This window comes from Shinella sp., from assembly GCF_052438155.1.
In the GTDB taxonomy this organism is placed as follows: domain Bacteria; phylum Pseudomonadota; class Alphaproteobacteria; order Rhizobiales; family Rhizobiaceae; genus Shinella.
On record NZ_JBQVPI010000002.1, the window covers coordinates 296,633 to 323,248 of the forward strand.

At 61.7% G+C, this 26,616-nt stretch carries 25 protein-coding genes; 12 read left to right on the forward strand and 13 right to left on the reverse strand.

Translation table 11 applies throughout. The annotated features are described in order from the left end of the window. Positions 1-72 precede the first annotated feature (72 nt). On the reverse strand, positions 73-576 hold the full coding sequence (locus tag ACT6VE_RS06070; RefSeq protein WP_444797710.1) for a hypothetical protein: 504 nt from the start codon (positions 574-576) through the stop codon (positions 73-75). Continuing rightward, entirely contained in the window at positions 573-1,127 is a 555-nt protein-coding gene (locus ACT6VE_RS06075) for a CGNR zinc finger domain-containing protein (RefSeq protein ID WP_444797711.1), read from the reverse strand. The genes ACT6VE_RS06070 and ACT6VE_RS06075 overlap by 4 nt, the downstream gene beginning before the upstream one ends. A 111-nt stretch (positions 1,128-1,238) precedes the next feature. Here ACT6VE_RS06075 and ACT6VE_RS06080 point away from each other — a divergent pair, with 111 nt between their 5' ends. Next, positions 1,239-2,135, forward strand: a complete 897-nt coding sequence (locus ACT6VE_RS06080; RefSeq protein ID WP_444797712.1) for a branched-chain amino acid ABC transporter permease — start codon at positions 1,239-1,241, stop codon at positions 2,133-2,135. A gap of 4 nt (positions 2,136-2,139) precedes the next feature. Here ACT6VE_RS06080 and ACT6VE_RS06085 read toward each other — a convergent pair whose 3' ends face one another. The 3 genes from ACT6VE_RS06085 to pgsA are packed head-to-tail and all read right to left on the reverse strand — an operon-like array spanning position 2,140 to position 3,457. Next, a complete protein-coding gene (locus tag ACT6VE_RS06085; RefSeq protein WP_444797713.1) occupies positions 2,140-2,613 on the reverse strand; it encodes a molybdenum cofactor biosynthesis protein MoaE in 474 nt (157 codons plus the stop codon). 3 nt (positions 2,614-2,616) lie between these two features. Then, a complete protein-coding gene (gene moaD / locus ACT6VE_RS06090) occupies positions 2,617-2,871 on the reverse strand; it encodes a molybdopterin converting factor subunit 1 (protein WP_444797714.1) in 255 nt (84 codons plus the stop codon). A 1-nt stretch (position 2,872) separates the two neighbouring features. Next, positions 2,873-3,457, reverse strand: a complete 585-nt coding sequence (pgsA, locus tag ACT6VE_RS06095; RefSeq protein WP_444797715.1) for a CDP-diacylglycerol--glycerol-3-phosphate 3-phosphatidyltransferase — start codon at positions 3,455-3,457, stop codon at positions 2,873-2,875. 578 nt (positions 3,458-4,035) lie between these two features. Between pgsA and ACT6VE_RS06100 the strand changes: the two genes are divergently transcribed. Next, on the forward strand, positions 4,036-6,477 hold the full coding sequence (locus ACT6VE_RS06100) for a calcium-binding protein (RefSeq protein ID WP_444797716.1): 2,442 nt from the start codon (positions 4,036-4,038) through the stop codon (positions 6,475-6,477). Between the two features lie 87 nt (positions 6,478-6,564). On the opposite strand, the gene uvrC is transcribed toward ACT6VE_RS06100, so the two are convergent. Then, positions 6,565-8,616 carry an excinuclease ABC subunit UvrC gene (gene uvrC / locus ACT6VE_RS06105; RefSeq protein WP_444797717.1) on the reverse strand — a complete coding sequence of 684 codons (2,052 nt, stop codon included), beginning with the start codon at positions 8,614-8,616 and terminating at the stop codon, positions 6,565-6,567. Next, the gene (locus tag ACT6VE_RS06110; protein WP_444797718.1) at positions 8,613-9,377 is read right to left on the reverse strand and encodes an SDR family oxidoreductase; all 765 of its coding nucleotides are present in this window, start codon (positions 9,375-9,377) and stop codon (positions 8,613-8,615) included. The genes uvrC and ACT6VE_RS06110 overlap by 4 nt, the downstream gene beginning before the upstream one ends. Before the next feature lie 359 nt (positions 9,378-9,736). On the opposite strand from ACT6VE_RS06110, the gene ACT6VE_RS06115 reads away from it, so the two are divergent. Then, positions 9,737-10,378 (forward strand): outer membrane protein, encoded by a 642-nt coding sequence (locus tag ACT6VE_RS06115; protein WP_444797719.1) that lies wholly within the window; start codon positions 9,737-9,739, stop codon positions 10,376-10,378. Between the two features lie 54 nt (positions 10,379-10,432). Here ACT6VE_RS06115 and ACT6VE_RS06120 read toward each other — a convergent pair whose 3' ends face one another. From ACT6VE_RS06120 to ACT6VE_RS06135, 4 genes are read right to left on the reverse strand one after another with little or no spacing between them, the layout of a single operon-like run. Then, positions 10,433-11,023 (reverse strand): glutathione S-transferase family protein, encoded by a 591-nt coding sequence (locus ACT6VE_RS06120; protein WP_444797720.1) that lies wholly within the window; start codon positions 11,021-11,023, stop codon positions 10,433-10,435. A 39-nt stretch (positions 11,024-11,062) separates the two neighbouring features. Continuing rightward, positions 11,063-11,737, reverse strand: coding sequence for a ribonuclease T2 family protein (locus ACT6VE_RS06125; RefSeq protein WP_444797721.1), 675 nt, complete (start codon positions 11,735-11,737; stop codon positions 11,063-11,065). Positions 11,738-11,797: 60 nt separating this feature from the next. Continuing rightward, the gene (locus ACT6VE_RS06130) at positions 11,798-12,202 is read right to left on the reverse strand and encodes a hypothetical protein (RefSeq protein WP_444797722.1); all 405 of its coding nucleotides are present in this window, start codon (positions 12,200-12,202) and stop codon (positions 11,798-11,800) included. Positions 12,203-12,250: 48 nt separating this feature from the next. Next, positions 12,251-13,111 (reverse strand): 23S rRNA (adenine(2030)-N(6))-methyltransferase RlmJ, encoded by an 861-nt coding sequence (locus ACT6VE_RS06135; protein WP_444797723.1) that lies wholly within the window; start codon positions 13,109-13,111, stop codon positions 12,251-12,253. 103 nt (positions 13,112-13,214) lie between these two features. Between ACT6VE_RS06135 and ACT6VE_RS06140 the strand changes: the two genes are divergently transcribed. Continuing rightward, complete coding sequence (locus ACT6VE_RS06140) at positions 13,215-15,329, forward strand: molybdopterin-containing oxidoreductase family protein (protein WP_444797724.1); 2,115 nt, start codon at positions 13,215-13,217, stop codon at positions 15,327-15,329. A 16-nt stretch (positions 15,330-15,345) separates the two neighbouring features. Continuing rightward, the gene (locus tag ACT6VE_RS06145) at positions 15,346-15,945 is read left to right on the forward strand and encodes an NUDIX domain-containing protein (protein WP_444797725.1); all 600 of its coding nucleotides are present in this window, start codon (positions 15,346-15,348) and stop codon (positions 15,943-15,945) included. 78 nt (positions 15,946-16,023) lie between these two features. Here the strand turns inward: ACT6VE_RS06145 and purN are convergent, their stop codons facing one another. Together purN and purM are read right to left on the reverse strand one after the other, a co-directional pair. Next, the gene (gene purN, locus ACT6VE_RS06150) at positions 16,024-16,692 is read right to left on the reverse strand and encodes a phosphoribosylglycinamide formyltransferase (RefSeq protein WP_444797726.1); all 669 of its coding nucleotides are present in this window, start codon (positions 16,690-16,692) and stop codon (positions 16,024-16,026) included. Then, a complete protein-coding gene (gene purM / locus ACT6VE_RS06155) occupies positions 16,689-17,762 on the reverse strand; it encodes a phosphoribosylformylglycinamidine cyclo-ligase (RefSeq protein WP_444797727.1) in 1,074 nt (357 codons plus the stop codon). The genes purN and purM overlap by 4 nt, the downstream gene beginning before the upstream one ends. 340 nt (positions 17,763-18,102) lie before the next feature. Between purM and ACT6VE_RS06160 the strand changes: the two genes are divergently transcribed. The 7 genes from ACT6VE_RS06160 (at position 18,103) to ACT6VE_RS06190 (ending at position 26,452) form a co-directional block, all read left to right on the forward strand. Further along, positions 18,103-18,789, forward strand: coding sequence for a hypothetical protein (locus ACT6VE_RS06160; RefSeq protein ID WP_444797728.1), 687 nt, complete (start codon positions 18,103-18,105; stop codon positions 18,787-18,789). A 125-nt stretch (positions 18,790-18,914) separates the two neighbouring features. Next, a complete protein-coding gene (locus ACT6VE_RS06165) occupies positions 18,915-20,036 on the forward strand; it encodes an AI-2E family transporter (protein WP_444797729.1) in 1,122 nt (373 codons plus the stop codon). A 32-nt stretch (positions 20,037-20,068) separates the two neighbouring features. After that, positions 20,069-20,764 carry a DnaA regulatory inactivator HdaA gene (hdaA, locus tag ACT6VE_RS06170; RefSeq protein ID WP_444797730.1) on the forward strand — a complete coding sequence of 232 codons (696 nt, stop codon included), beginning with the start codon at positions 20,069-20,071 and terminating at the stop codon, positions 20,762-20,764. Positions 20,765-20,954: 190 nt separating this feature from the next. Beyond that, positions 20,955-23,117 (forward strand): RNA degradosome polyphosphate kinase, encoded by a 2,163-nt coding sequence (locus tag ACT6VE_RS06175; RefSeq protein WP_444797895.1) that lies wholly within the window; start codon positions 20,955-20,957, stop codon positions 23,115-23,117. A 12-nt stretch (positions 23,118-23,129) separates the two neighbouring features. Further along, on the forward strand, positions 23,130-24,650 hold the full coding sequence (locus tag ACT6VE_RS06180) for a Ppx/GppA family phosphatase (RefSeq protein WP_444797731.1): 1,521 nt from the start codon (positions 23,130-23,132) through the stop codon (positions 24,648-24,650). Between the two features lie 8 nt (positions 24,651-24,658). Continuing rightward, positions 24,659-25,243 (forward strand): DUF922 domain-containing Zn-dependent protease, encoded by a 585-nt coding sequence (locus tag ACT6VE_RS06185; protein ID WP_444797732.1) that lies wholly within the window; start codon positions 24,659-24,661, stop codon positions 25,241-25,243. A gap of 114 nt (positions 25,244-25,357) precedes the next feature. Continuing rightward, complete coding sequence (locus ACT6VE_RS06190; RefSeq protein ID WP_444797733.1) at positions 25,358-26,452, forward strand: calcium-binding protein; 1,095 nt, start codon at positions 25,358-25,360, stop codon at positions 26,450-26,452. Positions 26,453-26,616 lie beyond the last annotated feature (164 nt).

Below are 26,616 nucleotides of genomic sequence, written 5' to 3' on the forward strand. Positions count from 1 at the left end.
ACCGTTTCAGACGGGACGCGTGAGCTTTGCCGAATATTCGTCAGACGGGATATTCGTCAGGCCCAATATTCATTAGGTTGGGCAGGTCGCCATTTCAAAATGCTCCGGCGCCTTGCCGTTCTTGAAGACCTCCGGGTTTTTCTCGTAGCCGGGGCCGACGACGAGCGCCTTGGCCGGCAGGATGCTCTGGTCGGCGCTGGAGGTTACCTGCGTCTCCAGCGATTGCAGGCTGCGGCCGTCAGGGCCGATGACGGCAATAGTGACCTTGTAGGGCTGGTCCTTCTTCACGCAGGTTATGTCCGGGCTTTCCAGCACCACGCGCGTCAGGTTGGGGAAAATCTTGCGCTCCAGCGTCAGCGGCGCGCCGCCGGCCGGGTTCTCGAACTCGGCCTTCACGACGGAGCCTTCCGGCAGCGGCTCGGTCTGTTCCAGCGTGACGAGATAGGTCGCATAGGCGAGACGGTAGTTGAAGACGAACATCTTTCCGGTGAGTTTTAGCGGATCCGGCCCCGTCTCGCGCTGGCAGGCGGCGAGAAGAAGAACGAGCGGCAGCGCGATCAGCAAAGACTTCCTCATGATCGTGGCTCCTCGCGGTTGCGGTGATAATGGCGGCTGGCCTTCGCCCGGTTGCCGCAGACCGCCATGTCGCACCAGGCGCGCGAACGGTTGCGGCTGCGGTCGAGGAAGAGCCATTGGCAGTTCGGGCAGATTTTCAGCCGCTCCGGCTCCGGCCGCGCGATCAGCAGGAGGGCGGAGCGGGAGGTCGCGGTATCGAGCGCCTGCGGGCGCATGCCGGATAGCCGCAGCGACGCCGAAATGGCGTCCAGCAGGTCGGCAAGCAATGTGGGCATACCGGTCCCCAGGATTTCGGCGCGAAAATGCCGATCGATCGCTTCGCGCAGGTCGATCAGCCCCGTGCGAGCGTGCGCGCTGACCGGCTCAAGCGCGCCGAAGACATCACGCTCACCCCCATGCCGGTTTGCCCCGGCGGGAAAGGCGTCCATCACGGCGGGGTCGGCAAAACGATCGATCCGCCGCTCCGGTTCGGCGCGCAGCACGACGGAGTTCGCCACATCCAGCGCAAGCGCGCCGCCGGAAAAACGATGCGGGGTCCAGGAAAATGTCATGGGCATATTCTAACTGGTAAAAGACGTTTTGTCAGTTATATTTCATCGCACGAAAGAGACGCAAAGATCGCTCTCTGCGAAATTGCGTGAACGCGGAAGCATCCGGACCCGATGGCCTATTTCCTGCAGCAGATCGCGAATGCCCTGCCGGTCGCCGCGCTCTATGCGGCGCTTGCCTTCGGTTACTCGATCGCTTTTGCCGTAACGCGCCGGGCGGATATCGCTTATGGCGCGCTCTTCGCTTTTGCCGCGCAGATGTTTGTGCTGTTTGCCGGTTTCGGCTGGACGCAGCTGTGGCTGGTTTTGCCCGCTGCGCTGGCCTTTGGTGCAGCGGTCGCCTTGTTTTACGGTGTCGGCGCCGGCCTCGTCATCGGGCGCCACGTCATGCGGCCGCTCGCCTTTTCTTCGGACAACACGGTGGTGGTGGCGGCGCTTGGCGTCGTGCTGGTGCTGATGGAGACGGCGCGGCTCGCCTCAGACACACGCAGCCTCTGGTTGCCCCCGCTGCTTGGCACGCCGGTGGTGTTCTGGAACGATCCCGCTTTTCCGGTCGTCTTGACTGTGTTGCAACTGGCAAACACGCTGGCCATGGTGGCAATCGTCGTCATAGGCCACATGTTTCTCGCCCGCTCCGCCTGGGGTCGTCGCTGGCGGGCGGTTTCGGAAGACCGGCTGGCGGCAGAGCTGTGTGGGGTGGATGCCGAGGGCGTCTACCTCACCGCCTATGCGGGGGCGGCGCTGATTGCCAGCCTCACCGGCATTCTCGCCGTCTCCTACTACGGCAACATGGATTTCGGCGCCGGCCTGGTCTTTGGCGTGAAAGTGCTGTTCATCGCCGCGATCGGCGGGGCAGGGGCGCCGCTCTTGTCAGCGCTCGGCGGTGCGGCGATGGGGCTCGCGGAAACGCTGTGGGGCGCCTATGGCGATTTTCTCTGGCGGGACCTGGTGATCTTTTCCGCGCTCGTGCTGCTGCTGGTGATCTTTCGGCGCGAGAGGCCGGTGCCGTAAGATCCTAGTCTTGCGACCACTTCGCCCGCGCCCGGTCGTCGCTGTCCTTGGCGTCGACCCAGCCGCCGGTGCGGCCGTCGGCAAAATGCTCTTTCTTCCAGAACGGCGCGGAGGTCTTCAGGTAATCCATGACAAAGGCTGCGCCGTCGAAGGCGGCGTGGCGGTGGGGGGCGAGTGCGATGACCAGCACAATGTTTTCGCCCGGGGCGATCTTGCCGACCCGGTGGATGGCGGTGAGCGCGAGAAGCGAAAAGCGTGTGACGGCCTGGTCACAGATCTGGCCGATCTCGGCCTCGGCCATGCCCGGATAGTGCTCCAGTTCCAGTGCGGCAAGCCGGCCGGCTTCGTCGCGGCAAAGCCCGGTGAAGGTGACGATAGCGCCGGCATCCGCCCGACCGGCGGTGAGACGCGCGGTTTCAGCCGCCACATCGAAATCGTCGTGCTGGACGCGGACGATGACCGGTGCCGCGGTGGCCACGGGTCAGCCCCCCGTCATCGGCGGGAAGAGGGCGATCTCGCGCGCACCAACAATCGGCTCGTCGTGCTCGACATGCTCCTGGTTGATCGCAATGCGGATGACGTTTTCGTGCTCCAGCGCATGGGCATAGTCGTCGCCGAGCGTCTTCAGGTGCCTGAGAAGGTCGCTGCCGGTCTTCACGGAGGCGGGCAGGTCGATCTCTTCCTCACCCTTGCCGATCCGTTCCCGCACCCAGGCGAAATAGACGAGCTTCGTCATCTCACTCGTCCACGATGTGCTTCAGGCCGACGCGGAAATAGTCGTAGCCCGTATACATGGTGATCAGCGCCGCGATCCACAGCAGGCTGATGCCGATCTCGGTCGTGTAGGGCAGCACCTTGTCGCCGGCGGGGCCGGCAAGCAGGAAGGCGATCGCCAGCATCTGGATCGCCGTCTTCCACTTGGCGATGCGCGTGACCGGTACGCTGACCTTGAGGTCCGCGAGATATTCGCGCAGGCCCGAAACGAGCATTTCGCGGCACAGGATGATGATCGCGGCCCAAATCGTCCAGCCGGCAATCGTACCGTCTGCCGCCATCAGCAGCAGCACGGATGCGACCAGCAACTTGTCGGCGATCGGGTCGAGCATGCGGCCGATATTCGACGTCTGGTTCCAGATGCGGGCGAGGTAGCCATCGAGATAGTCGGTGATCGAGGCGACGACGAACAGACCGAAGGCCGTCCAGCGCGCGAAATCCGATGATTCCAGCCGCCCTTCCACGAAGAAGCACAGCACGATCAGCGGAACGGCCACGATGCGGGCGTAGGTGAGCAGGTTCGGGATATTGTATGCGCGGGAGGCCATGGATTCTTCAGTCTCAATCATTTCCGGCTAGATGAGGTCTTTGTGACAGCGCCGTCAACCTCTGTTATCCCAATTCTTGGCGAATTTACGAAGCGCTGCGCAATGACGCATGCGCCTCCCGTCCTTCGGGGGCGGGCTTTCATCGCGAGGCTCACGTCTACGGCTTGCCGCCCTTGGTGAGATCATGGAAGCCCGTTTCCGGTTGGAGACATCCTCTTTAAAACACCATCATTGGCCCTTCGTCTGCTCGGCCTACAGTCTGCCGCTGCACCGATCACGCCTGCCACCTGAGCTACGTCGTTGGCGGCTGAGGGGGCCGCGTACTTGGAAGGATATTGTGGGGATATAAGCCATAAGGTATCGGCAGTGGGAAGCCCTTTGCTTTCGATAGCAGTCGTGAGACCAGACAATGCAATTGCGCGCCGGTTTGGCTCCCTTGGCTGCTCGACCCGTAAATGGAGAGAATTGCGCTTCAAGCATCTAGAAACGTTGGATTATTGTGGTTGGCATTTTACATCGGATTTGCAATGTAGTATTGCGTTTTTTTTCGCTAATCGATAATAGGTTGTGGTTTTGATATGACTGTTTTTACCATTTCGCCAGACGAAACTTACGCTGACATTCCTGGTGGAAAATATGCCGCGATTACCGCCTTGGTTAAAGGTGGAGGGACTAAGGACCTTTGGTTGCGGGGCGATGTCGAAGTCTCTGAGCTCATCCTCAACGCTGCCACGCGAATTCACAGTCTATATCTGCAAGACTACCGGCTGTCTGGAACGTCCGGAAACGACATGTTTGACCTAACCGGAATTAAGAAAATTTGGAATTGGTCGCCGCACGTCATCAATCTGGGGGGAGGTGACGACACGCTGCGGGCAGGCGCTGTAGCATTATGGGCACATGGCGGCAGCGGCAATGACACGCTTTATGGCGGGACAGGAAGCGACAGGCTTTTTGGCGGAGACGGTGATGACATTATCCGTGGAGGTGGCGGCTTCGACGAAGTTCATGGAGGCGACGGCGCGGATCTTTTTGTTGCAGCTCAAACTACTCCCAAGGAGTTTGGCGGCGGCGAGGAGGTTACGATCAAGGATTTCGATCCGGGGATTGATAGAATTGATGTGTCTGGGTACGGCATATCGACGTTTAGCCAGCTTCAACTGATTATGGTCGAGTCTTTGGGCAGCGCTTATTTCAGTGCAACATTACGCAGTAAAATCTACAGTTTCCAACTTAACGGGGTATCCAAAGAAGCGTTGGGTGCCGGCGACTTTATATTCGACACCAGTAGTGACCGCGAAATCAGCGGAACCGGATTTGGAGATCGGCTATTTGCTTCTAGAGACGGTTCGATTGTGGATGGCCGGCATGGGGTCAACGAACTTGTCGGCGGTGATGGCGCGGACACCTTTGTGGCTTCAGGTCAAGATACGATAATAGGATTCAACACCAACGTTGATCGGATCGATCTTGAAAACTATGGCATTTCCAGTTTCAAGCAACTTCAAATGATCCTTGATGTAAATGTCTATGGAGACGCGTATTTCGAGAGACGATTTGGGGGCGACCTCTACAAAGTTACGCTGAAGGGTATAGCTATCAACGCTCTCACGGCCAAAGAGTTTATCTTTTACAGTGGAAGAGCGGCAAATATCGTCGGAACGAGTTCGTTTGATGCGCTTTTTGCGAGCGCCTACGGCTCGAAAATCCGCGGCGGACTCGGCAATGACACTCTTTTCGGCGGCGATGGCGAAGATAAACTCTATGGTGGTGCCGATTGGGATGTCCTGTATGGCGGAGATGGAAACGATCTGCTTTCCGGTGATTCAGGCATTGACAAAGCCTACGGCGGCAGAGGCGATGACACGTACGTCGTTACGCACAGAAGTGACAGTACGCTTGAGGAGGCGGGTGAGGGAACCGACCTTGTAGTGTCGTCTTATACAGGCACGACGAAGCTCTTCGACAATGTCGAAAACTTGACGTTGCTGGGGTCCAGTGACAGCAACGCTACCGGAAATGGGCTCTCCAACATCATCACCGGAAATTCCGGCAACAATGTTCTTAAGGGAGGTGAGGGCGACGACACACTCGATGGTCGTTCCGGCACTGACAGAATGGAGGGCGGCGTAGGCGACGACATTTATGTCGTTAGCGAAAAGGAAGATGCGGTGATTGAGAACAATGGCGCTGGTACCGACCTCGTCAAGTCCTCGATCAGCTACCGATTGACGGATAACGTTGAAAAGCTGGCCCTGACTGGATCTCTCAACACAAACGGCATCGGCAACGATCTCGCCAACACCATCATCGGAAATTCCGGCAACAACATCATCATGGGCAACCAGGGCAATGATATTCTGATCGGCGGCTCCGGCAACGATACGCTTGATGGTGGTTCCGGTGTTGACAGGATGGGCGGCGGTGGCGGAGACGACATTTATGTCGTTGACGACAGGAAAGACAGAGTGCTCGAGAGCACAGGCGCTGGCACGGACCTCGTGAAGGCATCGGTCAGCTACACGCTGGCGACCAATGTCGAGAACTTGAGCCTGATGGGCGTCAGCGACATAAACGGTGTTGGCAATGCGCTGGCGAACGTCATTACGGGCAGCGCCGGCAAGAATTTGCTGAAGGGCATGGCGGGCGACGACAGGCTTGTCGGCGGGCGTGGCGCGGATGATCTTTATGGCGGAACCGGCAAGGACACGTTCGTGTTCATGACACTCAGGGATTCAACGGTTTCCGAGTCCGGTCGCGATACGGTTTTCGATTTCTCGCAGAAAGAGGGTGACCGGATCGATCTTTCGGGCTTCGATGCGAAGGTGTCGAGCGCGAAAAACGACGCCTTCGTCTTCCTCGGTACGAAGGATTTCTCCAAGAAGGCCGGAGAACTGCGTTTCGAGAAGAAGGCGACCGACACCTACATCTACGGCGACGTGGACGGCAACGGGAAGGCGGATTTCGCTATCCACCTTGATGCTGCCGTGACCTTGGTCGAGGGCGACTTCATCCTCTAACTCGCAAACCAAACCATAGCGCGATAACCACACGAAACGAGGCGCCGGAGATACAATCCGGCGCCTCGTTTCGTTTAGGTTTGGCCTTCAGCCGGCCGCATCGTCATGGAAGTGGTTGTAGACGAGGCGGGCGACGGTTTCGGAAATGCCTTCGACGGCCATCATATCGGTCATCGCGGCGCGTGAAACGGCCTTGGCGGTGCCGAAATGCTGGAGCAGGGCGCGCTTGCGCGTCGGGCCGATCCCGGCGATCTCGTCGAGCGGGTTTTTCACCATTTCCTTCTTGCGCCGTGCGCGGTGCGAACCGATGGCGAAGCGGTGCGCCTCGTCGCGCAGGCGCTGCACGAAATAGAGCACGGGATCGCGTGGCGGCAGCGAGAAATCCGGGGTGCCGCGCATGAAGAAGCGTTCGCGCCCGGCCTCGCGGTCGGCGCCCTTGGCGACGCCGATGGCCACCACCTGGTCAGTGATGCCGAGTTCTTCGAGGATGGCGCGCACCGCCGTCATCTGGCCCTGGCCGCCGTCGATAAGGATGACGTCCGGCCAGGCGGGAAAGGGCAGGTCGGCGGCTTCCGCGCCGGTATCGGCAGCGCTGCGGTCCGGCAGGCCCTCTTCCTTGATCAGGCGGGCGAAGCGCCGGGTCATCACTTCCTTCATCATGCCGAAATCGTCGCCGGGCGTGATGTCGGTCGATTTGATGTTGAATTTTCGGTACTGGCCCTTCACGAAGCCTTCCGGCCCCGCCACCACCATGCCGCCGACGGCATTGGTGCCCATGATGTGCGAGTTGTCGTAGATCTCGACGCGGCGCGGCACGGTGGGCAGCTTGAAGGTCGCGGCAAAACCTTCCAGCAGGCGCGACTGCGAAGCAGTTTCCGCCAGCTTGCGGCCATGCGCCTCGCGGGCATTGGCCACCACGTGGTCGACGAGGTCCTTCTTCTCGCCGCGCTGCGGCACGGAGATCGTCACCTTGTAATTCGAGCGTTCGGACAGCGCCTGCGCCAGCAGGTCCATTTCCTCGATCGTCTCTGACAGGAGAATCTGCCGGGGACAGGGTTTGTCGTCGTAGAACTGCGCGAGGAAGGCGTTCAGCACCTCCGCGCCCGTCAGTTGCGGGTCAGCCTTCGGGAAATAGGCGCGGTTGCCCCAGTTCTGCCCGGTGCGGAAGAAGAACACCTGGATGCAGGACACGCCGCCCTCATGATGGATGGCGAAAATGTCCGCCTCCTCGACGCCCGCGGGATTGATGCCCTGGTGGCTCTGGACATGGCTGAGTGCGGCCAGCCGGTCGCGATAGACGGCGGCGCGCTCGAAATCGAGGTCCTCGGCGGCGGCGTTCATGGCCTCTGCCATATGCGCCTTGACCTTCTGGCTCTTGCCGGAGAGAAAATCCTTCGCCTCCTGCACCAGTTCGCCATAGTCCGCGTCGCGGATCTCGTGGGTGCAGGGGCCGGAACAGCGCTTGATCTGGTAGAGCAGGCAGGGGCGCGTGCGGCTTTCGAAAACGCTGTCGGTGCATGTGCGCAGCAGGAAGGCGCGCTGCAGTGAGTTGATGGTGCGGCCAACGGCACCGGCCGAGGCAAAGGGACCGAAATAGTCGCCCTTGCGGCTGCGCGCGCCGCGATGCTTGAAGATCGCCGGCGCCCGGCTGTCGCCCGTCAGCAGAATGTAAGGAAACGACTTGTCGTCGCGCAGAAGCACGTTGAAGCGCGGGCGCAGGCGCTTGATGAGGTTGGCTTCGAGCAGCAGCGCCTCGGTCTCGGTGCGCGTGGTGACGAACTCCATGTTCGCCGTCTGGCGCACCATCTGCGCGATGCGGTTGGAATGGACGCGGCCCTGCGCATAGTTCGTCACGCGCTTCTTCAGGCTGCGCGCCTTGCCGACATAGAGCACGTCGCCATCCGCATTGAACATGCGGTAGACACCGGGGCTGTTCGGCAGGCGCTTGACGAAGAACTCGATCAGCTCGGCGCCGAGGAGACCTTCCGGCACGTCGCCGCCTTCGTTCCAGTCGATGCCGGGGGTGGCGACAACGGGCGCGACGGCGCCTGTCGTCGGGCTTTCCTGAAGCTCGTCGTCCTCGTCCGTTTCGTTCTCGTCGTAGAGGACGCCGCCATCCTCTACCTTCCGGCCAGTCATTCCGCGATCTCCGCCACGTCGGGGGTTTCCCAGGCGAGATGCTGCCCGCCATCGAGCGCTATCATTTGCCCCGTTATGGATGGCGTGTCGAACAAAAAGCGAACTGTGCGGCCGAATTCGTCGAGTCCCGGACCTTTGCGCAGGATCAGGCCCTCCACCTGCGCCTGGAAATCGGCATCGTCCTGCCGTTCGTTGGGCAGCGACGGGCCGGGGCCGATGGCGTTGACGCGCACGCGTGGCGCAAAGCTCTGCGCCATGGTGCGGGTCGCCATCCACAGCGCTGATTTGGAGAGTGTATAGGAGTAGTAGCGCGGCGTTGGGTTCCAGACCCGCTGGTCGATGACATTGACGATCGAGCCGGCCATGCCGTCCGGAAGCTGGCGCACGAAGTCGCGCGCAAGGATCGACGGCGCCTTCACATGCACGGCGAAATGCCGGTCCCACAGTGCGTCGTCGAAGGCGGTGACCGTATCGGGCTTGAAGAGGGACGCATTGTTGACGAGAAGGTCGAGCGGGCCGATTGCCGCATTGGCTGCCGCAATCAGCCTGCCCGTTGCCGCGCCGTCCGAAAGGTCGCATTGCACGACGGCAGCCGTCACCCCTTGCTCTCTCAGGTTGCGGGCAAGCGCCTCGGCGTCCTCGAGGGATTCGTTTGCATGGATGGCGACGGCAAAGCCGTTCGCCGCCAGATCGTCCACGATGGCTTTGCCGATGCGTTTTGCGCCGCCCGTCACCAGGGCCGTCTTCAAGGGCTTTTTCAACAAAAATCCATCCTGCCGATTCATTTGATTAACCGGCCAAAGATATAGCCATCCTTGCGCAGGCTTAAACTCCCCCGGACAATTGATTGCGGAAAAATTAACCGCAAAGGCGACTTCAAAGTAATTTGAAGTACATTTTACCGGATTTCCGGGTTGTTGAAATCATGGTTAACGAATGCCCTGTTGTGCAAAAGGCACATCCAAATTGTGCCGCGCCCATGCCACAATGATTTCACATTTTGGCTCTTTCAATTCCTCAATCTTTATTCAATTTCACCTGAACCGGGCGGGACTGAATTAGAAATGACGATGCCCGAACGCCTCCCAACAGAGGGCGTCGTTTAGTATAGGAGAATATAATGCGTACACTCATCGCCACCCTTATCGCTTCGGCCGTTTCGATGGTCGCTTTCCAGGCCGCTCACGCTGCTGACGCCATCGACGATATTCCGCAGGCTCCGGCCGCTGAATATTCCGAGCCGGTTGCAACCGGCAACTGGGCCGGTGCCTATGCCGGTGGTACGGCCAGCTGGCAGCGCGGTGACTTCAACAACCAGGGCAAGGCCAAGGCCAACGGTTTTGGCGGCGGCGTCTATGGCGGCTACAACATGCAGCAGGGCCAGCTGGTTTACGGCGGCGAAGCCGACCTGAACTATTCGGGTGTTGATTCCAAGCACGGCGGCACGACTGCCAAGCAGGGCGCCAACGGCTCGATCCGCGCTCGCGTCGGTATCGACCTGAACCCGGTCCTGCTCTACGGCACCGCCGGTATTGCCGGTACGAATGCCGAGATGAAGAATGCCGCCGGCAAGGACGACCGCAACATGGTCGGCTGGACGGCTGGCGTCGGTGCCGAAGCCTTCGTGACCAACAACATCACGGCGCGCGTCGAATACCGCTACAGCGACTACCAGAAGAAGAACTTCAACCTCGGCGGCACCAAGGTGAAGTCCGGCTTCGAAGACCAGAGCGTCCGCGTCGGTCTCGGCGTGAAGTTCTAAGCCAGTCGGCTCTGAAATTGGAAAGGCCGGGCGAAAGCCCGGCCTTTTTCGTGTTCAGTCCTTGAATTTCGCGTAGTCGGGGAAGACCGCTTCGAAGCGCGCGAGATAGCGCTTCAGCTTCGGGCGGCCGCGCTGCCACTTTCCGGCAAAACGCAGCTCGATGTAGCGCAGCAGGGCGGCGAGGGCGAAGTGGCCGGCATTCGGCTTCTTGCCGAGCCGTGGCATGTTGGCTTCCAGGTGATCGAGTCCGCGCTCTGCCTTCTGCCACTGCCGGTCGATCCATGGCTGATGGACCTTCTCCTCCGGCCGCGAGCGGCGCTCGTAGACGATGGCGAGCAGGCAGTCGCAGATACCGTCCGCCGCCGCCTCCAGCACGTCCACCTCGGTGCGCTTGGCGGCATTGCGTGGATAGAGCGAACCGCGCGTCTGGCGGTCGATATAGTTCATGATCGCCCGGCTGTCATAGACGGCAAGCCCGTCATCCGTCACCAGCGCGGGGATCTTTCCGAGCGGGTTGGCGGCCAGAAGTTCGGCGGGGTCCGCGTTGGTATCGGCGGCCACCAGTTCCGTGGGCAGGCCGGCAAAGTGCGCCGCCATGCGCACCTTGGTGGAGTAGGGCGACGTGGTGGAATAGAAAAGCTTCATGGCATGGTCCTGTGCTCTTTGGATTTAAGGGGGGGCACGCTAGCGGATGGGCGGTTGTTCGATGGATTTGGCGCGACAGGATGCGCGGTCGACTTCGGGGCAGGCACGGAGTGACAGGTCCGGGTTCATGCAGATGCGGACCTCTTCGAGCCGCCCGTTCTCGCAGGTGACGGCAATGCCCTTGCGCTCGAGGCCCGGATTGGCCGCGATAAAGGCCTGTTCCACCGCATCGGGTGTGAGGCGGTTGTCTCCACGCGATTCCAGTTCGGCCGGAACCGCGATGCGCTGCCAGGCCGCACGAACGACAGCGAAATAGTCCTTCTGGCTGAGGCCGGAGCAGCTTCCGTGTTTACGCCATTGGTGGCCGATCAGGCCCATCGACGGGATGATGTCGAGCACGGTGCGGCCGAGCCCCTCGGGCACGCGGTCGGGCTCGCGGGTCGGGCAGAAGTCCGGGTAGCCCCGGTCGTTCTGCGGCCAGAGACCGTGCACGATGAAACCGTTGTTTTCGCCCCGGCGGCATTGCTGCGTGCGCCCGCCGGCATCGTTTCCGGCACACCAGGTCGGCGACCAGGAGAGGGAGAGCACGTAGAAATCAAAACCCTTGCCGAGCGGAATGTGCGCCGGCGTCTCCGGCACCTTGCTGCTGGCTTCCGTCCTGCTTTTTTCCGCTGGCTTGTCGTCGCTGCAGCCGGCGACAGCCAGCGCCGCCATCCCGGCGCAGAGTAGCGCTATCGTTCGAAGTCCCGAGGGCTTTGCGGAGGGCATCATCGCTCAGCGCAACGAGCGGCAATCGGCGCCATAGACATGCCACGGGTCAAGGCCGGAAATGCAGAAGTCGATCTTGTAGCCGCTGCCGGCAAAACCCAGGCCCCATTGCACGACATACCAGAGATCCCGCTGCTGGCCGTCGGTCAGCGAGACCTTGGCGTGGCAATATTCCCGCTCGACGGAGGAGATATCCGCGGTGCGCGGCTGGTAGCGGCTCATCCGCGTGCTGTGGATTCTGGCAATGTCCGTATCGGTTTGCAGGAAGGGCGCTGTCTTGTCCCGGAAGGTCTTGGTGATGTGATTCAAGGTCGAGGGGCGCCGGCAGGCATCATGCGGGCTTGCCGCGGCATGGCCGGCCAGCAGTGCCGAAAACGTCGCCCCGAGCGCGACTGCAAGAAAAGGCTTCATCATGGTCTCCCGATTCCCGGCGAGATTGTTGTCGCCGGCAGGCAAAGGTCAAGAGGTCTTCGCTTCGCCGGAAAGCCAGAAAGCGCGTGCCGAGGCGAACCGGTCCTGCGCCAGCCGCTCCTTCAGGAAGGGCAGCAGCACGTCGAGTTCCTGCTTCAGGGTGAAGGGCGGATTGACGACGATGAGACCGGAGCCGGTCAGGCCCGTCGTTTCCCGGTCGCTGCGGACCGTGAGTTCCGCACAGAGCATTTTCGGGATTCCCGTCTCCTTCAGCGCCTTGTGGAAGGCTGCGATGGGGGCGTTCTTCTTCAACGGATACCAAAGGCAATAGACCCCGCCGGCAAAACGCCGCACGGCCTTTTCCAACCCGTCCACCAGTCGTTCATATTCCCCTTCGATCTCGTAGGGCGGGTCAACCAGCACGATGCCGCGCTTTTCCTTCGGCGGCAGGTGCGCGCCGAGCGACAACCAGCCGTCGAGATGGGTGATGCGGCTCTGGAAGTCGCCGTCGAACAGGCGATGCAGCGTCTCGTAATCGTCCGGATGCAGCTCCATCGCGGACAAGCGGTCCTGCGGGCGAAACAGCATGCGCGCCAGTTTTGGCGAGCCGGGATAATAGGTTAGCCCGCCGTGCGGATTCAATTCGTGAACGGCCTTCAGGTAAGGCGCGAGGATTTCAGCGACCGCAGGCGGCATGTCGGTGTCGAGTAGCCGGCCGATGCCGTCCAGCCATTCGCCGGTCTTCTGCGCCTCTTCGCTGGAAAGATCGTAGAGCCCGATGCCTGCATGGGTGTCGAGCACGCGGAACGCCTTGTCCTTCGCCTGCATATAGGTGACGAGGCGAGCGAGCACGGCGTGCTTCAGCACGTCTGCGAAATTGCCGGCGTGGTAGATGTGGCGATAGTTCATGCGGGTCCCCGCGGCGATCAAACGCCCTGATGCGACGATGAATTGTTGCGATGATAGAATGATTTGCCTTTAGGCCATCCAAGCTCTGCAATATAGAAAAGCCATGAACGTTGCGACCCCCCATCTCGGAAAACCGCGCATCGGCCATTCGGCCTGTCCGCATGACTGTCCCTCCACCTGCGCGCTCGATGTCGAGATTGGCGCCGACGGCCGCATCGGCCGCGTCAAGGGGAGCGCCGACAACAGCTATACGGCCGGCGTCATCTGCGCCAAGGTCGCGCGTTATGCCGAACGCCTCTACCATCCCGACCGGCTGATGAAGCCTTTGGTGCGCAAGGGCGAAAAGGGCGGCGGGGAGTGGGGCGACATTTCCTGGGATGCCGCGCTTGACGCCATCGCGGAAAACTTCGTCAAGGCCGAGCAGGCGCATGGCGTCGAAGCCGTCTGGCCCTATTATTACGCCGGCACGATGGGCCTCGTGCAGCGCGATTCTATCGAGCGTCTGCGCCACGCGAAACGCTATTCCGGCTTCTTCGATTCCATCTGCACCAATCCCGCCTGGACCGGCTTCACCATGGGCGCCGGCACCTTGCGCGGTCCCGATCCACGCGAAATGGCGAAATCCGATTGCGTGGTCATCTGGGGCACCAATGCGGTCTCCACGCAGGTCAACGTGATGACCCACGCGGTCAAGGCCCGCAAGGAGCGCGGCGCCAAGATCGTCGTCATCGACATCTACGACAACCCGACGATGAAGCAGGCGGACCTCGCGCTGAAGCTGAGGCCCGGCACCGACGCGGCCCTGGCCTGCGCCGTCATGCATGTCGCCTTTCGCGATGGTCATGCCGACCGCGCCTATATGGCGAAATTCGCCGACGACCCGGCTGGCCTCGAAGCCCATCTGGCGACCCGCACTCCGCACTGGGCGGCTGATATCACCGGCCTCACCGTCGAGGAGATAGAGACCTTCGCTGCCCTCGTCGGGCGCACGAAGAAGAGTTACTTCCGCCTAGGCTACGGCTTTACCCGCAGCCGCAACGGCGCGGTGTCCATGCATGCAGCACTTTCCATCGCCACGGTGCTCGGCTCCTGGCAATATGAAGGCGGCGGCGCGTTCCACAGCAATTCCGGCATCTTCCACCTGCGCAAGAGCGAGTTGATGGGCATGAAGCTCATCGATCCGGATATCCGCATGCTCGACCAGTCGCAGATCGGCCGGATTCTCACCGGCGATGCCGTGGCATTGCGCGATCGCGGCCCCGTCACGGCCATGCTCATCCAGAACACCAACCCGGTCAATGTCGCGCCCGAACAGCGCCTCGTGAAACAGGGTTTTCTCCGCGATGATCTCTTCGTCGCCGTGCACGAGCAGTTCATGACCGACACGGCGAAGCTCGCCGATATCGTGCTGCCGGCCACCATGTTCGTCGAGCATGACGACGTCTATCGCGGCGGCGGACACCAGCACATCCTGCTTGGCCCGAAACTCGTCGAGCCGCCGGCTACGGTGCGAACCAACCTCTTCGTCATCGAGGAGCTGGCAAAGCGTCTCGGCGTCGCCGATCTGCCGGGCTTCGGCCTGTCGGAACAGGAGCACATCACCCGCATGCTGCCCTATTACGACACGGACTTCGACGGCTTGAAGGAAGACAAGTGGATCGATTGCCAGCCTGATTTCGACACCGCGCACTTCTCGAAGGGTTTTGGTTTCCCGGATGGAAAATTCCGCTTCAGCCCGAACTGGACGAACACGCCGGCGCCCAACAAGCCGCCGAAAGTGCTCGGCGCCTTCGGCCCGCACGAGGCGCTGCCGGCCTTCCCGGATCATGTCGACATCATCGAGGCGGCGGATGAGGAGCACCCCTTCCGGCTCGCCACGTCACCGGCTCGCATGTTCCTCAATTCGACCTTCACCGAGACGAAAGGTTCGCGCGATCGCGAGGGCCGGCCGGAAGTGATGATCCATCCGCAGGATGCGGCGGCGAACGGGCTTGAGGAAGGCGATATCGTTCGCCTCGGCAATGTCCGCGGCGATATCCGCCTGCATGCAAAGATCACCGACAGCGTGAAGCCCGGCGTGCTGATCGCCGAAGGCATCTGGCCGAATTCTGCCCATCTCGACGGCGAGGGCATCAATGTCCTGACGGGGGCCGACCCCGTCGCCCCCTATGGCGGCGCCGCCTTCCACGACAATCACGTCTGGCTGCGCAAGGCCTGACGCCGAAGGATTTTTCATGCTTGCAGAAGCCCCGTCGCCCATCCGCATCCTCGACCAGACGACGGTGTGGAAGCGTTTCATCCACCTGCGCACGCTCGTCATCGAGCAGACCCGCGCAGACGGCCGCGTCGAGCGGCTCGACCGCGAGGTGCACGACCACGGTGCCGCCGCGACCGTGCTGCTCGTCGATCCCGCCCGGCAGTCCGTCATTCTCGTGCGCCAGTTCCGCCCCGGCGCCTTCCTCGGTGGTCACCCGGACGGCTTTCTGCTAGAAGTTCCGGCCGGTCTGCTCGACGACGACAGCCCGGAAGAAGCCGTCAGCCGCGAGGCAATGGAGGAAACCGGCTACACGGTTCGCGACGTCCGCCACCTCTTCGACATGTATTCCAGCCCCGGCACCCTGACCGAACGCGTCAGCTGCTTCGCCGCCCATATCGATGCCTCCAAACGCGATGGCAATGGCGGCGGCGTGGAAGGCGAGGGGGAGGATATCGAGATCGTCGAAATGCCGATCGACGAAGCATACAGCCTGATCGCCACCGGCGGCATCGTCGATGGCAAGACGATCATGCTGCTGCAATGGCTGATGCTGAACAGGGCCGCGTTCGGCGGCTGATCGTCGCTCCGTGGGTCACGACGACGTATGTGCCACGGATGCCGGCGCAAGGCCGGCATAGCGGGCGAAAAGGCTGCTTTAGATCGCGGCAGGCGAAATCAGATGCGCGCCGTCCAACTGCGGCAGGTCGCCGGCGGAGATGGCCTTGCCACCTTCCATCCGCACCTTGCCTTCAGCGACAAGCCGCAGCGCCAGCGGATAGCTCCGGTGCTCCACGGTCAGCAACCGGGCCGCCAGTGTGTCGCTGGTATCGCCCGGCACGACGGGCACCGCGGCCTGCACCACAACCGGACCCTCATCCATGCCTTCGGTCACGAAATGCACCGTGCAGCCGGCGATGCGCATGCCGGCGTCGATGGCGCGTTGATGCGTGTGCAGGCCGGGGAAGAGCGGCAGCAGGGAAGGGTGGATATTGAGGATGCGGCCTTCATAGCGGTTGATGAAGGTGCCGGAGAGCAGGCGCATGTAGCCGGCAAGGCAGAGAAGGTCGGGGGCAAGCGCATCGAGCGCGTCGAGGATTGCGGCCTCGTGCGCGTCCTTGCTGGCAAAATCCTTGCGCAGGAAGCTGCGGGTCGGAATGCCAAGCGCTTCGGCCTTGGCAAGCCCGCCGGCATCCGCCTTGTCGGAGAAGACCGCGACGATTTCTGCCGGAAAATCCGGTGCTTCGCAGGCCTTCGCCAAAGCCAGCATGTTGGAGCCGCCGCCGGAGATGAAGGCGACGACGCGTTTGCGGACGGCTGCGCTCATAGGGCGAGCGTACCCTTGTAGATCGTGCCGGCGGCGCCTTCGTCGCGGGCAACCATACGGCCGAGGCGGAAGGCGGTCTCGCCTTCGCGCGACAGAACCGCAATAACCGCGTCGGCCTTGTCGGCCGGCACGACGGCGATCATGCCGACGCCGCAATTGAAGGTGCGCAGCATTTCCTTGGCTTCCACGCCGCCGGTGCGGGCGAGCCAGGAGAACACGGCCGGCGCCTTGACGGCATCGAGGTCGATTTCGGCGGCGAGATGTTTTGGCAGCACGCGCGGAATGTTTTCCGGAAAACCGCCGCCGGTGATGTGCGCGAGTGCCCTGATCGAGCCCGTCTCGCGGATCGCCTTGAGCAACGGCTTCACGTAAATTTTCGTCGGCGTCAGCAGCGCTTCGCCGAGGCTTTTTGCAGCATCGAACGGTGCTTCGGCGTCCCAGGCGAGGCCGGAGAGCGAGACGATCTTGCGCACCAGCGAATAGCCGTTGGAATGCACGCCGGAGGAGGCGAGGCCGAGAATGACGTCGCCTTCCGCAAGGTCGCCGGCCGGCAGCAGTTTTCCACGCTCGGCGGCACCGACGGCAAAGCCCGCGAGGTCATAATCGCCATGCGAATACATGCCGGGCATTTCGGCGGTCTCGCCGCCGATCAGCGCGCAACCGGCCTGGCGGCAGCCTTCGGCAATGCCTTCGACGATCGCGGCACCCTGGTCCGGGTCGAGCTTGCCGGTGGCGAAATAGTCGAGGAAGAAGAGCGGTTCTGCCCCCTGCACCACGAGATCGTTGACGCACATGGCGACGAGGTCAATGCCGACCGTGTCGTGGCGGTTGGCGTCGATGGCAATCTTGAGCTTGGTGCCGACGCCGTCATTGGCCGCGACCAGCACCGGATCGGTGAAGCCGGCGGCCTTGAGGTCGAAGAGGCCGCCGAAGCCGCCGATCTCGCCATCCGCACCCGGACGGCGCGTCGAGCGCACGGCCGGCTTGATCTTCTCGACCATCAGATTGCCCGCGTCGATGTCGACGCCCGCATCGCTGTAGGTCAGGCCGTTCTTTTCCGACTGGCTCATGCTCTCGTCTCCGGCGTTGGAGCATTTTGCAGGCAGGCGGGATCACCGGCCGTCGCACAAATGCGGCAAAACAAATAGACAGAGCAGATGAGCGAACGAATGTGAGCCCATATGCTCCACGCTGATCGCGCCCGATTGGCACGCCGGGGCGGCAAGTGCAAGAAGAATGCCGGGAAAGCCGGGGTTTTTTCACCGATTTGGCCGAGTTGCGAGGGGCTTCTGTGAAAGAGGCCCGATACGCAGCCCGCGGCCCGGCTGGCCATGATCAATTGACCAGCCCGAGCGCCGGTGTCAATCTGCCGAGCAGAAGTGCTACTTCAACCGTTCAGCGAAATTACAAATGATTTGCAATATTTGTGACGGTACGCAGTTCCAGACATTCGCAGGCCGCGAAAACGCGCAATGCGCAAACTGCACCGCCCTGGAGCGAACGCGCGCCCTTCACCATCTCATTCAGACCGGCGATATGATTTCTGCTGGATCCCGGGTTTTGCATTTTGCGCCGGAACTTGGGCTGGCAAAGAAGATCAGGGACGTGGTCGGTCCGGAAAACCATGATTGTTTTGACCTGTTTCCGCAACGGTTCAACGCGAGCATTGGCGTAAGGAAGTTCGACCTGATGACGGACGTCTACGGTCTTCCCAGCGAAGAGTACGACCTGGTGCTGCACTCTCATATCATGGAGCATGTTCCATGCTGGGTCGCCGGCATTTTGTGGCACCTCCATCGGTCGCTCAAGAGGACAGGCGTGCATCTCTTTTGCATCCCGGTGATGCCGGGGCATTCGTCGGAGGACATCGGCCCCTTGAGCGATGAAGAGCGGACGCGCCGCTTCAATCAGAAAGATCACGTCCGTCGGTTTGGCGATCAGGACATCGAGAGAACGATCGGCACGATCTTTGACCTCAATGAGAAGACATACAATCTGTCCATTGATGAGAACGTGGCACGTCTTCACAACATAAAGCCGGCGGAGGTCAGGAGAACCATCTTCAAGATGCGCAAGGGCGATCTGCGCCTTGTGTGAGGCCGCCGGTGGTGCCTTTGCCCGAACGAAGAGCGGGCCTTTGTCGCCGTGACCACAGCCAAGCCTTGACCTCTCTCCACTGTGCATCCTATTCCCTCACCAGTCGAAACACGGGAAAGAACACGATGGCAGCCCATATCAGTGGTGCGGGATTGAAGCGGCAATTGGTCTTCTGGCTCATTGCGCTCGTCTTCTTCGTGCTCTTCCTCATGGTGTTCAGCGATATCCTGCTGCCCTTCATCGCCGGCATGGCGCTCGCCTATTTCCTAGATCCGGTTGCCGACCGGCTGGAGCGCTGGGGCTTGAGCCGCATGATGGCGACGGTGGTGATCCTGATCGCCTTCGTCATCCTCTTCGCACTCTCCCTGATGATCGTCATTCCGCTGCTTGCCACCCAGGCTGCGGAGTTTCTGGAAAAGCTGCCGGGCTACGTCACCCAGCTCCAGGAACTGGTGGCGAATTTCAACCCGGACCTGCTGCCGACCTGGATCAGCAGCCAGATGGGTACGATCAAGCAGAGCTTCTCGACCATCCTTGCCGAGGGGGCGGGTTTCCTCGGCACGGTGTTCAAGCAGGTCTGGAACTCCGGCATGGCGCTGGTCAGCATCGTCTCGCTGTTCGTCATCACGCCGGTGGTCGCCTTCTACCTGCTGCTCGACTGGGACCGCATGATCGCCAAGGTGGACAGCTGGGTGCCGCGCGACCACGTTGCCAATGTCCGCCAGATCGCCGCCGAAATGGATGCGGCAATTGCCGGCTTCGTGCGCGGGCAGGGCTCCATCTGCATCATCCTCGGTCTGTTCTACGGTATCGGACTTTCGGTTGCCGGCCTGAATTTCGGCCTGCTGATCGGCCTCTTCGCCGGCCTCATCAGCTTTATTCCCTATGTCGGCTCGCTGGTCGGCCTTGTGCTCGCCGTTGGCGTGGCCATCGTGCAGTTCTGGCCGGAATACTGGATGGTCGTGCTCATCGCCGCCATCTTCTTTGCCGGCCAGTTCGTCGAGGGCAACATCTTGCAGCCAAAGCTTGTCGGCTCGCGCGTCGGTCTGCATCCGGTCTGGCTGATGTTCGCGCTGGTCGCCTTCGGCGCGCTGTTCGGCTTCGTCGGCCTGATGATCGCGGTGCCGGCGGCGGCGGCGGTCGGCGTCCTTGCCCGCTTCGGCATCAAGCGGTACCTTGACAGCGACCTTTATTACGGGACGAGCAAGTCAGTCCTGCTCGAAGAGAGCATGCCGAACGACGAGTAAGACGGCTGTATTCAAAGTATTCGAGTAAAAACATGACATCGCGCAAGACCGCCGAACAGTTGCCGCTGGCCTTCGGGCACGACCCCGCGACGGGACGCGACGACCTTTTGCTCGCCGAGCCGGTCAATGCCGCGGTCGCGATGATCGACGCCTGGCCGCATTGGCCGTCGCCCGTGGTCATCATCGCCGGGCCGGTCGGTTCGGGAAAGTCGCACCTCGCGGCCATCTGGCGTGAGAAAGCCGCAGCCGAGATCATCGAGGCGAAGGCAGGGCAGGGCGCGGAAGAGGCCGCCGAACACGGTCCCGTGCTCATCGAGGACGCGGACCGCAACGGTTTCGATGACCGCACGCTCTTCCACATCATTAACAATGTCCGCCAGCACGGCCATACGTTGCTCATCACCAGCCGGCTCTGGCCGATGTCGTGGCCGGTCGACCTGCCGGATTTGCGCTCGCGCCTCAAGGCGGCAACCGTTGTCGAGATTGGCGAGCCGGACGACGAACTGCTGTCACAGGTCATCGTTAAGCTCTTCGCCGATCGCCAGCTTTTCGTCGATGATCGGCTGGTCGCCTACATCGTGGCGCGCATGGAGCGTTCGCTGGAAGCGGCGCAGACGCTTGTCGAGCGTCTCGACCGTCTGGCGCTCGCCCGCGGCAGCCGCATCACGCGGGCGCTGGCGCAGGAAGTGCTTGGCGAAATGGTCGGCGGGGACGATTCCGCCAGCTAGTTTTGCCGCAAGGATTGACTGTCACAGTTCTGTCGTCAAACTAGGCTAAGCGCTTCGAGGAAAAGTGAAAATCGGTTTTCCGTTCGGGCCAGCGTCAGGCATGCGGCCGATCCGGCGACAAAGTGGGGCGGACTATCCAATGGATACAGCAACTTCTGACCTTTCTCAGGAAAAACCCGTCGAGACCGCGCTGCCCGAAGGGGCGACGATAAACGTCGAAGCCTTGATGGCGAGCCCCGAACGTTTCATCAACCGCGAATTATCCTGGCTCCAGTTCAACCGCCGCGTGCTCGAAGAGACGCTGAACACCGCCCACCCTCTGCTTGAGCGTGTGCGCTTCCTGTCGATTTCGGCGGCCAACCTCGACGAGTTCTTCATGGTGCGCGTCGCCGGCCTCGAGGGCCAGGTGCGCCAGGGCGTCGGCATCCGCAGCCCGGATGGCAAGACGTCCGCCGAACAGCTCAACGAGATCCTCAAGGAGATCGACAATCTCCAGATGGAGCAGCAGGCCTCGCTTGCCGTGCTCCAGCAATATCTCGCCAAGGAAGACATCGTCATCATTCGCCCCTCGGCCCTGTCGAGCAATGACAAGGTCTGGCTGCAGCAGGAATTCACCCAGTCGATCTTCCCGGTGCTGACGCCGCTTTCCATCGACCCGGCGCATCCGTTCCCGTTCATCCCGAATCTCGGCTTCTCGATCGGCCTCCAGCTCGACAGCACGCTGGGCAAGGAGCCGATGACGGCGCTGCTGCGCCTTCCGGTGGCGCTCGATCGCTTCATCCGCCTGCCGGATGCCAATGGGACGATCCGCTATATTACGCTGGAAGATGCCGTCGGCCTGTTCATCGGCAAGCTTTTCCCGGGCTACATCGTGCGCGGCTCGGGCACCTTCCGCATCATCCGAGACAGCGATATCGAAGTGGAGGAAGAGGCCGAAGATCTGGTTCGCTTCTTCGAGACCGCGCTGAAGCGCCGCCGTCGTGGTTCGGTGATCCGCATCGAGACCGATTCCGAAATGCCGGAATCGCTGCGCCGCTTCGTCGTTGGCGAACTCGGCGTACCGGACAACCGCGTCGCCATCCTGCCGGGCCTGCTCGCGCTCAACATGCTCTCCGAGATTACAAAGGCGCCCCGCGACGACCTGCGGTTCGAGCCGTACAATGCGCGATTTCCCGAACGCGTCCGCGAGCACGCCGGCGACTGCTTCGCCGCCATCCGCGAAAAGGACATGGTCGTCCACCATCCGTACGAAAGCTTCGACGTGGTGGTCCAGTTCCTTCTCCAGGCTGCGCGCGATCCTGACGTTCTGGCGATAAAGCAGACGCTCTACCGCACCTCGAACGACAGCCCGATCGTGCGTGCGCTGATCGACGCCGCCGAAGCCGGCAAGTCGGTGACGGCGCTGGTCGAACTCAAGGCCCGCTTCGACGAAGAGGCAAACATCCGCTGGGCGCGCGATCTGGAGCGCGCCGGCGTGCAGGTCGTCTTCGGCTTCATCGAACTCAAGACCCACGCCAAGATGTCGATGGTGGTGCGCCGCGAGGAGGGCAGGCTTCGCACCTATTGCCACCTCGGCACCGGCAACTATCACCCGATCACCGCGAAGATCTACACCGACCTGTCCTTCTTCACCTGCAACCCGACGATCGCCAGCGACATGGCGAACATCTTCAACTTCATCACCGGCTACGGCGAACCGGAAGCCGGCATGAAGCTCGCCTTCTCGCCCTACACGATGCGCCCGCGAATCATCCGCCACATCGAGGAGGAGATCGCGCATGCCAAGAACGGTGCGCCGGGGGCGATCTGGATGAAGATGAACTCGCTCGTCGACCCGGACATCATCGACGCGCTCTACCGCGCCAGCCAGGCCGGCGTGGAGGTCGATCTTGTTGTGCGCGGCATCTGCTGCCTGCGCCCCCAGGTGCCGGGCCTGTCCGACAATATCCACGTCAAGTCGATCGTCGGGCGCTTCCTCGAGCACTCCCGCATCTTCTGTTTCGGCAATGGCCACGGGCTTCCATCCGACAAGGCGCTGGTCTATATAGGCTCCGCGGATTTGATGCCGCGAAACCTGGACCGGCGGGTCGAGACACTTGTGCCTCTGATCAACCGGACTGTGCATGAGCAGGTTCTCTCGCAGATCATGTTGGGCAATCTCATCGATAACCAGCAGAGCTACGAGATTCTTGCGGACGGAACGTCCCGGCGCATGGAAGTGCAGCCCGGCGCCGAACCGTTCAACGCTCAGCATTACTTCATGACCAACCCCAGCCTGTCCGGCCGGGGTGAAGCCCTGAAGTCCTCGGCACCGAAGGCGATCGCCGGCTGGCAAGGCCGCCGGAAGAAGTAAAACTGGATATGCATGGTTGAATCTGAAGCCCAGGGGCGTTTGCCTGGAATTGCCCCGGTGTCAGTCGTGGATATCGGTTCGAACTCGATTCGCCTCGTCATCTACGAGGGAATGAGCCGTTCGCCGGCCATGCTGTTCAACGAGAAGGTCATGTGCGGTCTCGGCAAGGGTCTCGCCAGGACCGGTCGCATGGATCAGGCAAGCGTCGATCGCGCGCTCGCATCGCTGCACCGCTTCAAGGCCCTTTCCAAACAGGCCCGCGCCTCCACCATGTTCGCGCTCGCGACGGCGGCTGCGCGCGAGGCGGAAAACGGGCCCGACTTCATCCACAAGGCGGAAATGATCCTCGGCCAGAAGGTCCGGGTACTGACCGGCGAGGAGGAAGCCTATTTCTCCGCGCTCGGCATCATCAGCGGCTTCCATGATCCCGACGGCATCGTCGGCGACCTCGGCGGCGGCTCGCTGGAACTGATCGACGTGGCCGGCGGCATGATCGGCAAGGGCATTACGCTGCCGCTCGGCGGCATCCGCCTGTCGGAAGCTTCTGGTGGTTCCGCCGCACAGGCCCGCATCGTTGCGCGCAAGTACCTGCGCACTGCCAACCTCCTGAAGAACGGCACCGGCCGCGCCTTCTATGCCGTCGGCGGCACCTGGCGCTCCATCGGCAAGCTGCACATGGAAGTGCAGAACTATCCGCTGCACATGATGCAGGGCTACGAACTCGGCTTCGCCGACGCGATGGATTTTTTGACCGACATCGTCACGGCCAAGGACCCGAAGGACCCCGCCTATGCGGCGATCTCCAAGGGCCGGCGTAACCTGTTGCCCTTCGGCGCCGTCGCCATGCAGGAGACGATCGCCATCATGAAGCCCTCGCGGGTCTTCTTCTCCGCGCAGGGCGTGCGCGAAGGCTACCTCTATTCCCTGCTGCCCGATCGGGAAAAGGCACGTGACCCGCTGCTCGCTGCTGCCAGCGAACTCGCCATCCTGCGCGCCCGCTCGCCGGAGCACGCCCGCGAGCTTGCCGAATGGACCGGCCGCATGATGCCGCTGTTCGGCATCACGGAAAACGACGAGGAGCGCCGCTACCGCGAGGCCGCCTGCCTGCTCGCCGATATCAGCTGGCGCGCGCATCCGGATTACCGTGGTCTTCAGGCGCTGAACCTCATCGCGCACGGCACCTTCATCGGTATCACCCATCCCGGCCGTGCCTTCATCGCGCTCACCAACTACTACCGGTTCGAGGGCCTCAACGACGACGCCGTCAGCAGTTCCCTGGCGGGGATTGCGACACCGCGCCTGCGGGAACTCGCAAAGCTCGTCGGCGGCCTGCTGCGCATCCTCTATCTGTTCTCCGCCTCGATGCCCGGCGTCGTGCCGCATCTCGTCTTCCGCAAGGCGGGCGCATCGGAGACGGATCTCGAACTGGTCGTGCCCTCGGACTACTCCGAACTTGCCGGTGAACGCCTCGACGGGCGCCTCCAGCAGCTTGCCAAGTTGACCGGCAAGAAACTTGCCTACCGCTTCCAGTGAGGCCCGGCATGCGGATCGTCCCCTTCCTCGCCATCCTCCTCCTTGCGACAGGTGCCGCCGCGCAGGATTGGCAGGCCGTCGAGCGGGTGGTGCCCTATTCTGTGCAGGGCACGACGGGTCTGGAACTCTACCAGTCGATCGGCGCGCGTGGCCCACAACTCGGCGTCGCCCGCGTCATCGCCCATACCGGTTTCAAGCTCACCTGGACGCGCAAATACGAGCGCCAGGGCGATGCCTGCACCATCACGGTCAACAAGCCGAAGCTCGTCATCACCTACACGCTGCCCAAGTTGAAATCGAAGCTTTCCGGGCCGCTGAAAAGCCGCTGGGACACCTTCATCTCCGGTGTGACCGCGCATGAAAAGGTGCATGGCGACTTCATCAAGGACATGGTGAAGCAGATCGAGGCGATGAGCGTCGGCATGACGGTCGAGAACGACCCGAACTGCCAGAAAATCCGTCCCCAGCTCCAGGCCCGCCTCGGCGAACTCTCGCAGGCCCAGCGCGCCCGCAGCCGCGATTTCGATCAGGTCGAACTGAACGACGGCGGCAATGTGCACCAGCTCATCCTGCAGTTGGTCGACCCTAGATAATTCAGGTTCTTCCGTCATTGAGCGGGAGAATTTACTTGTTATTTACTGCCATTTCTTGTTCTATTCTTGCCAGCGAGGCCAGGTGTTGACGGCCTTTACAGAGGGAGAGATCACATGGCTATTTTGAAGATTCAGCCTTTGGGGGACCAGGGCCTTGACATAAACGACATCGATGTCACTCGGCTTGGCGAGTATGATTTCGCCAATACGTCCACGACGAGCGCCAAGTTCTTCGCCGACGATGACAACTATGCGCTCTTCCAGGGCAAGGGCTTCACATATAAAAAGATCGGTTCGACGGTGACCGACATCACCGGCGGCACGGTTGAAAAGTTCTACCTGTCCATCGGCGGGGTGAAGGTATTCGCACTCACCGGGCTTTCGCTCTCGGCCGCCAAGATTTTCGACTTCTACGTTGCCGGAGATCCTGTCGGGGCTTTCAACTATATCTTCGCTGGCAATGACACGATCTACGCAACGAAGTTTGCCGATATTCTCGCCGGTGCCGGCGGTGACGACACGATCTATGGGGGCGCCGGCAATGATCTGTTGCAGGGCGAGGCCGGCAACGACACGCTCTCCGGTGGCTCGGGCAATGACAAGGTCTTTGGCGGTGACGGGGCCGACTCGCTTTCGGGCGAAAGCGGCAACGACACGCTCGAAGGCGGCGCGGGCAATGACAAGCTTTTCGGCGGAGCAGGTGCCGACAAGCTCTATGGCGGCGACGGTATCGACATACTGAAGGGCGAAGACGGCAATGACCAGCTCTTCGGTCGACTTGGCAATGACAGGCTCGAAGGTGGGGCTGGTAACGACACGCTGAACGGCGATAGCGGCAATGACATCGTGAACGGCGGCGTTGGCAGCGACAAGCTCTCTGGCGGTGCTGGTGCAGATACCTTCGTCTTCAAGTCCGCTGCGGACTCCACGGTCGCTGCTACCGGTCGTGACATGATCCTCGATTTCAAGCAGTCGGATGGCGACCGTATCGACCTCACGGCGATCGATGCCAACGCGGCGCTCGCCGGCAACCAGGCGTTCGACTTCATCGGTACGGCGGTGTTCCACAAGACGGCCGGCGAACTGCGCTTCATCAACTCGAATGGCGACACGCTCATTCAGGGCGATATCAATGGTGACGGCAAGTCCGATTTCATGATCGCCATCGACGCAAACCTCACGCTGAAGGTGGGCGATTTCATCCTTTGAGCAGCATTGCCGCATGGTGAAAAAGAGGGGGCGGGATACGTCCCCTTTTTTTGTGCGAATGACCGGCTTGCGTGGCGCGTACATTCCAGGCCGGGTCAATCCGGGACGTGTGCCGTATCCGCACGGGCGCGGGCCGCCCGCCCGTGGCGAATGTGTGCCGTTCT

Coding starts and splice junctions, on each gene's coding strand:
- ACT6VE_RS06070 (WP_444797710.1), bottom strand. CDS start 576: ATGAGGAAGTCTTTGCTGATCGCGCTGCCGCTCGTTCTTCTTCTCGCC.
- ACT6VE_RS06075 (WP_444797711.1), bottom strand. CDS start 1,127: ATGACATTTTCCTGGACCCCGCATCGTTTTTCCGGCGGCGCGCTTGCG.
- ACT6VE_RS06080 (WP_444797712.1), top strand. CDS start 1,239: ATGGCCTATTTCCTGCAGCAGATCGCGAATGCCCTGCCGGTCGCCGCG.
- moaD (WP_444797714.1), bottom strand. CDS start 2,871: ATGACGAAGCTCGTCTATTTCGCCTGGGTGCGGGAACGGATCGGCAAG.
- pgsA (WP_444797715.1), bottom strand. CDS start 3,457: ATGGCCTCCCGCGCATACAATATCCCGAACCTGCTCACCTACGCCCGC.
- ACT6VE_RS06100 (WP_444797716.1), top strand. CDS start 4,036: ATGACTGTTTTTACCATTTCGCCAGACGAAACTTACGCTGACATTCCT.
- uvrC (WP_444797717.1), bottom strand. CDS start 8,616: ATGACTGGCCGGAAGGTAGAGGATGGCGGCGTCCTCTACGACGAGAAC.
- ACT6VE_RS06115 (WP_444797719.1), top strand. CDS start 9,737: ATGCGTACACTCATCGCCACCCTTATCGCTTCGGCCGTTTCGATGGTC.
- ACT6VE_RS06120 (WP_444797720.1), bottom strand. CDS start 11,023: ATGAAGCTTTTCTATTCCACCACGTCGCCCTACTCCACCAAGGTGCGC.
- ACT6VE_RS06125 (WP_444797721.1), bottom strand. CDS start 11,737: ATGGCGGCGCTGGCTGTCGCCGGCTGCAGCGACGACAAGCCAGCGGAA.
- ACT6VE_RS06130 (WP_444797722.1), bottom strand. CDS start 12,202: ATGAAGCCTTTTCTTGCAGTCGCGCTCGGGGCGACGTTTTCGGCACTG.
- ACT6VE_RS06135 (WP_444797723.1), bottom strand. CDS start 13,111: ATGAACTATCGCCACATCTACCACGCCGGCAATTTCGCAGACGTGCTG.
- ACT6VE_RS06140 (WP_444797724.1), top strand. CDS start 13,215: ATGAACGTTGCGACCCCCCATCTCGGAAAACCGCGCATCGGCCATTCG.
- ACT6VE_RS06145 (WP_444797725.1), top strand. CDS start 15,346: ATGCTTGCAGAAGCCCCGTCGCCCATCCGCATCCTCGACCAGACGACG.
- purN (WP_444797726.1), bottom strand. CDS start 16,692: ATGAGCGCAGCCGTCCGCAAACGCGTCGTCGCCTTCATCTCCGGCGGC.
- purM (WP_444797727.1), bottom strand. CDS start 17,762: ATGAGCCAGTCGGAAAAGAACGGCCTGACCTACAGCGATGCGGGCGTC.
- ACT6VE_RS06160 (WP_444797728.1), top strand. CDS start 18,103: ATGATTTGCAATATTTGTGACGGTACGCAGTTCCAGACATTCGCAGGC.
- ACT6VE_RS06165 (WP_444797729.1), top strand. CDS start 18,915: ATGGCAGCCCATATCAGTGGTGCGGGATTGAAGCGGCAATTGGTCTTC.
- hdaA (WP_444797730.1), top strand. CDS start 20,069: ATGACATCGCGCAAGACCGCCGAACAGTTGCCGCTGGCCTTCGGGCAC.
- ACT6VE_RS06180 (WP_444797731.1), top strand. CDS start 23,130: ATGGTTGAATCTGAAGCCCAGGGGCGTTTGCCTGGAATTGCCCCGGTG.
- ACT6VE_RS06185 (WP_444797732.1), top strand. CDS start 24,659: ATGCGGATCGTCCCCTTCCTCGCCATCCTCCTCCTTGCGACAGGTGCC.
- ACT6VE_RS06190 (WP_444797733.1), top strand. CDS start 25,358: ATGGCTATTTTGAAGATTCAGCCTTTGGGGGACCAGGGCCTTGACATA.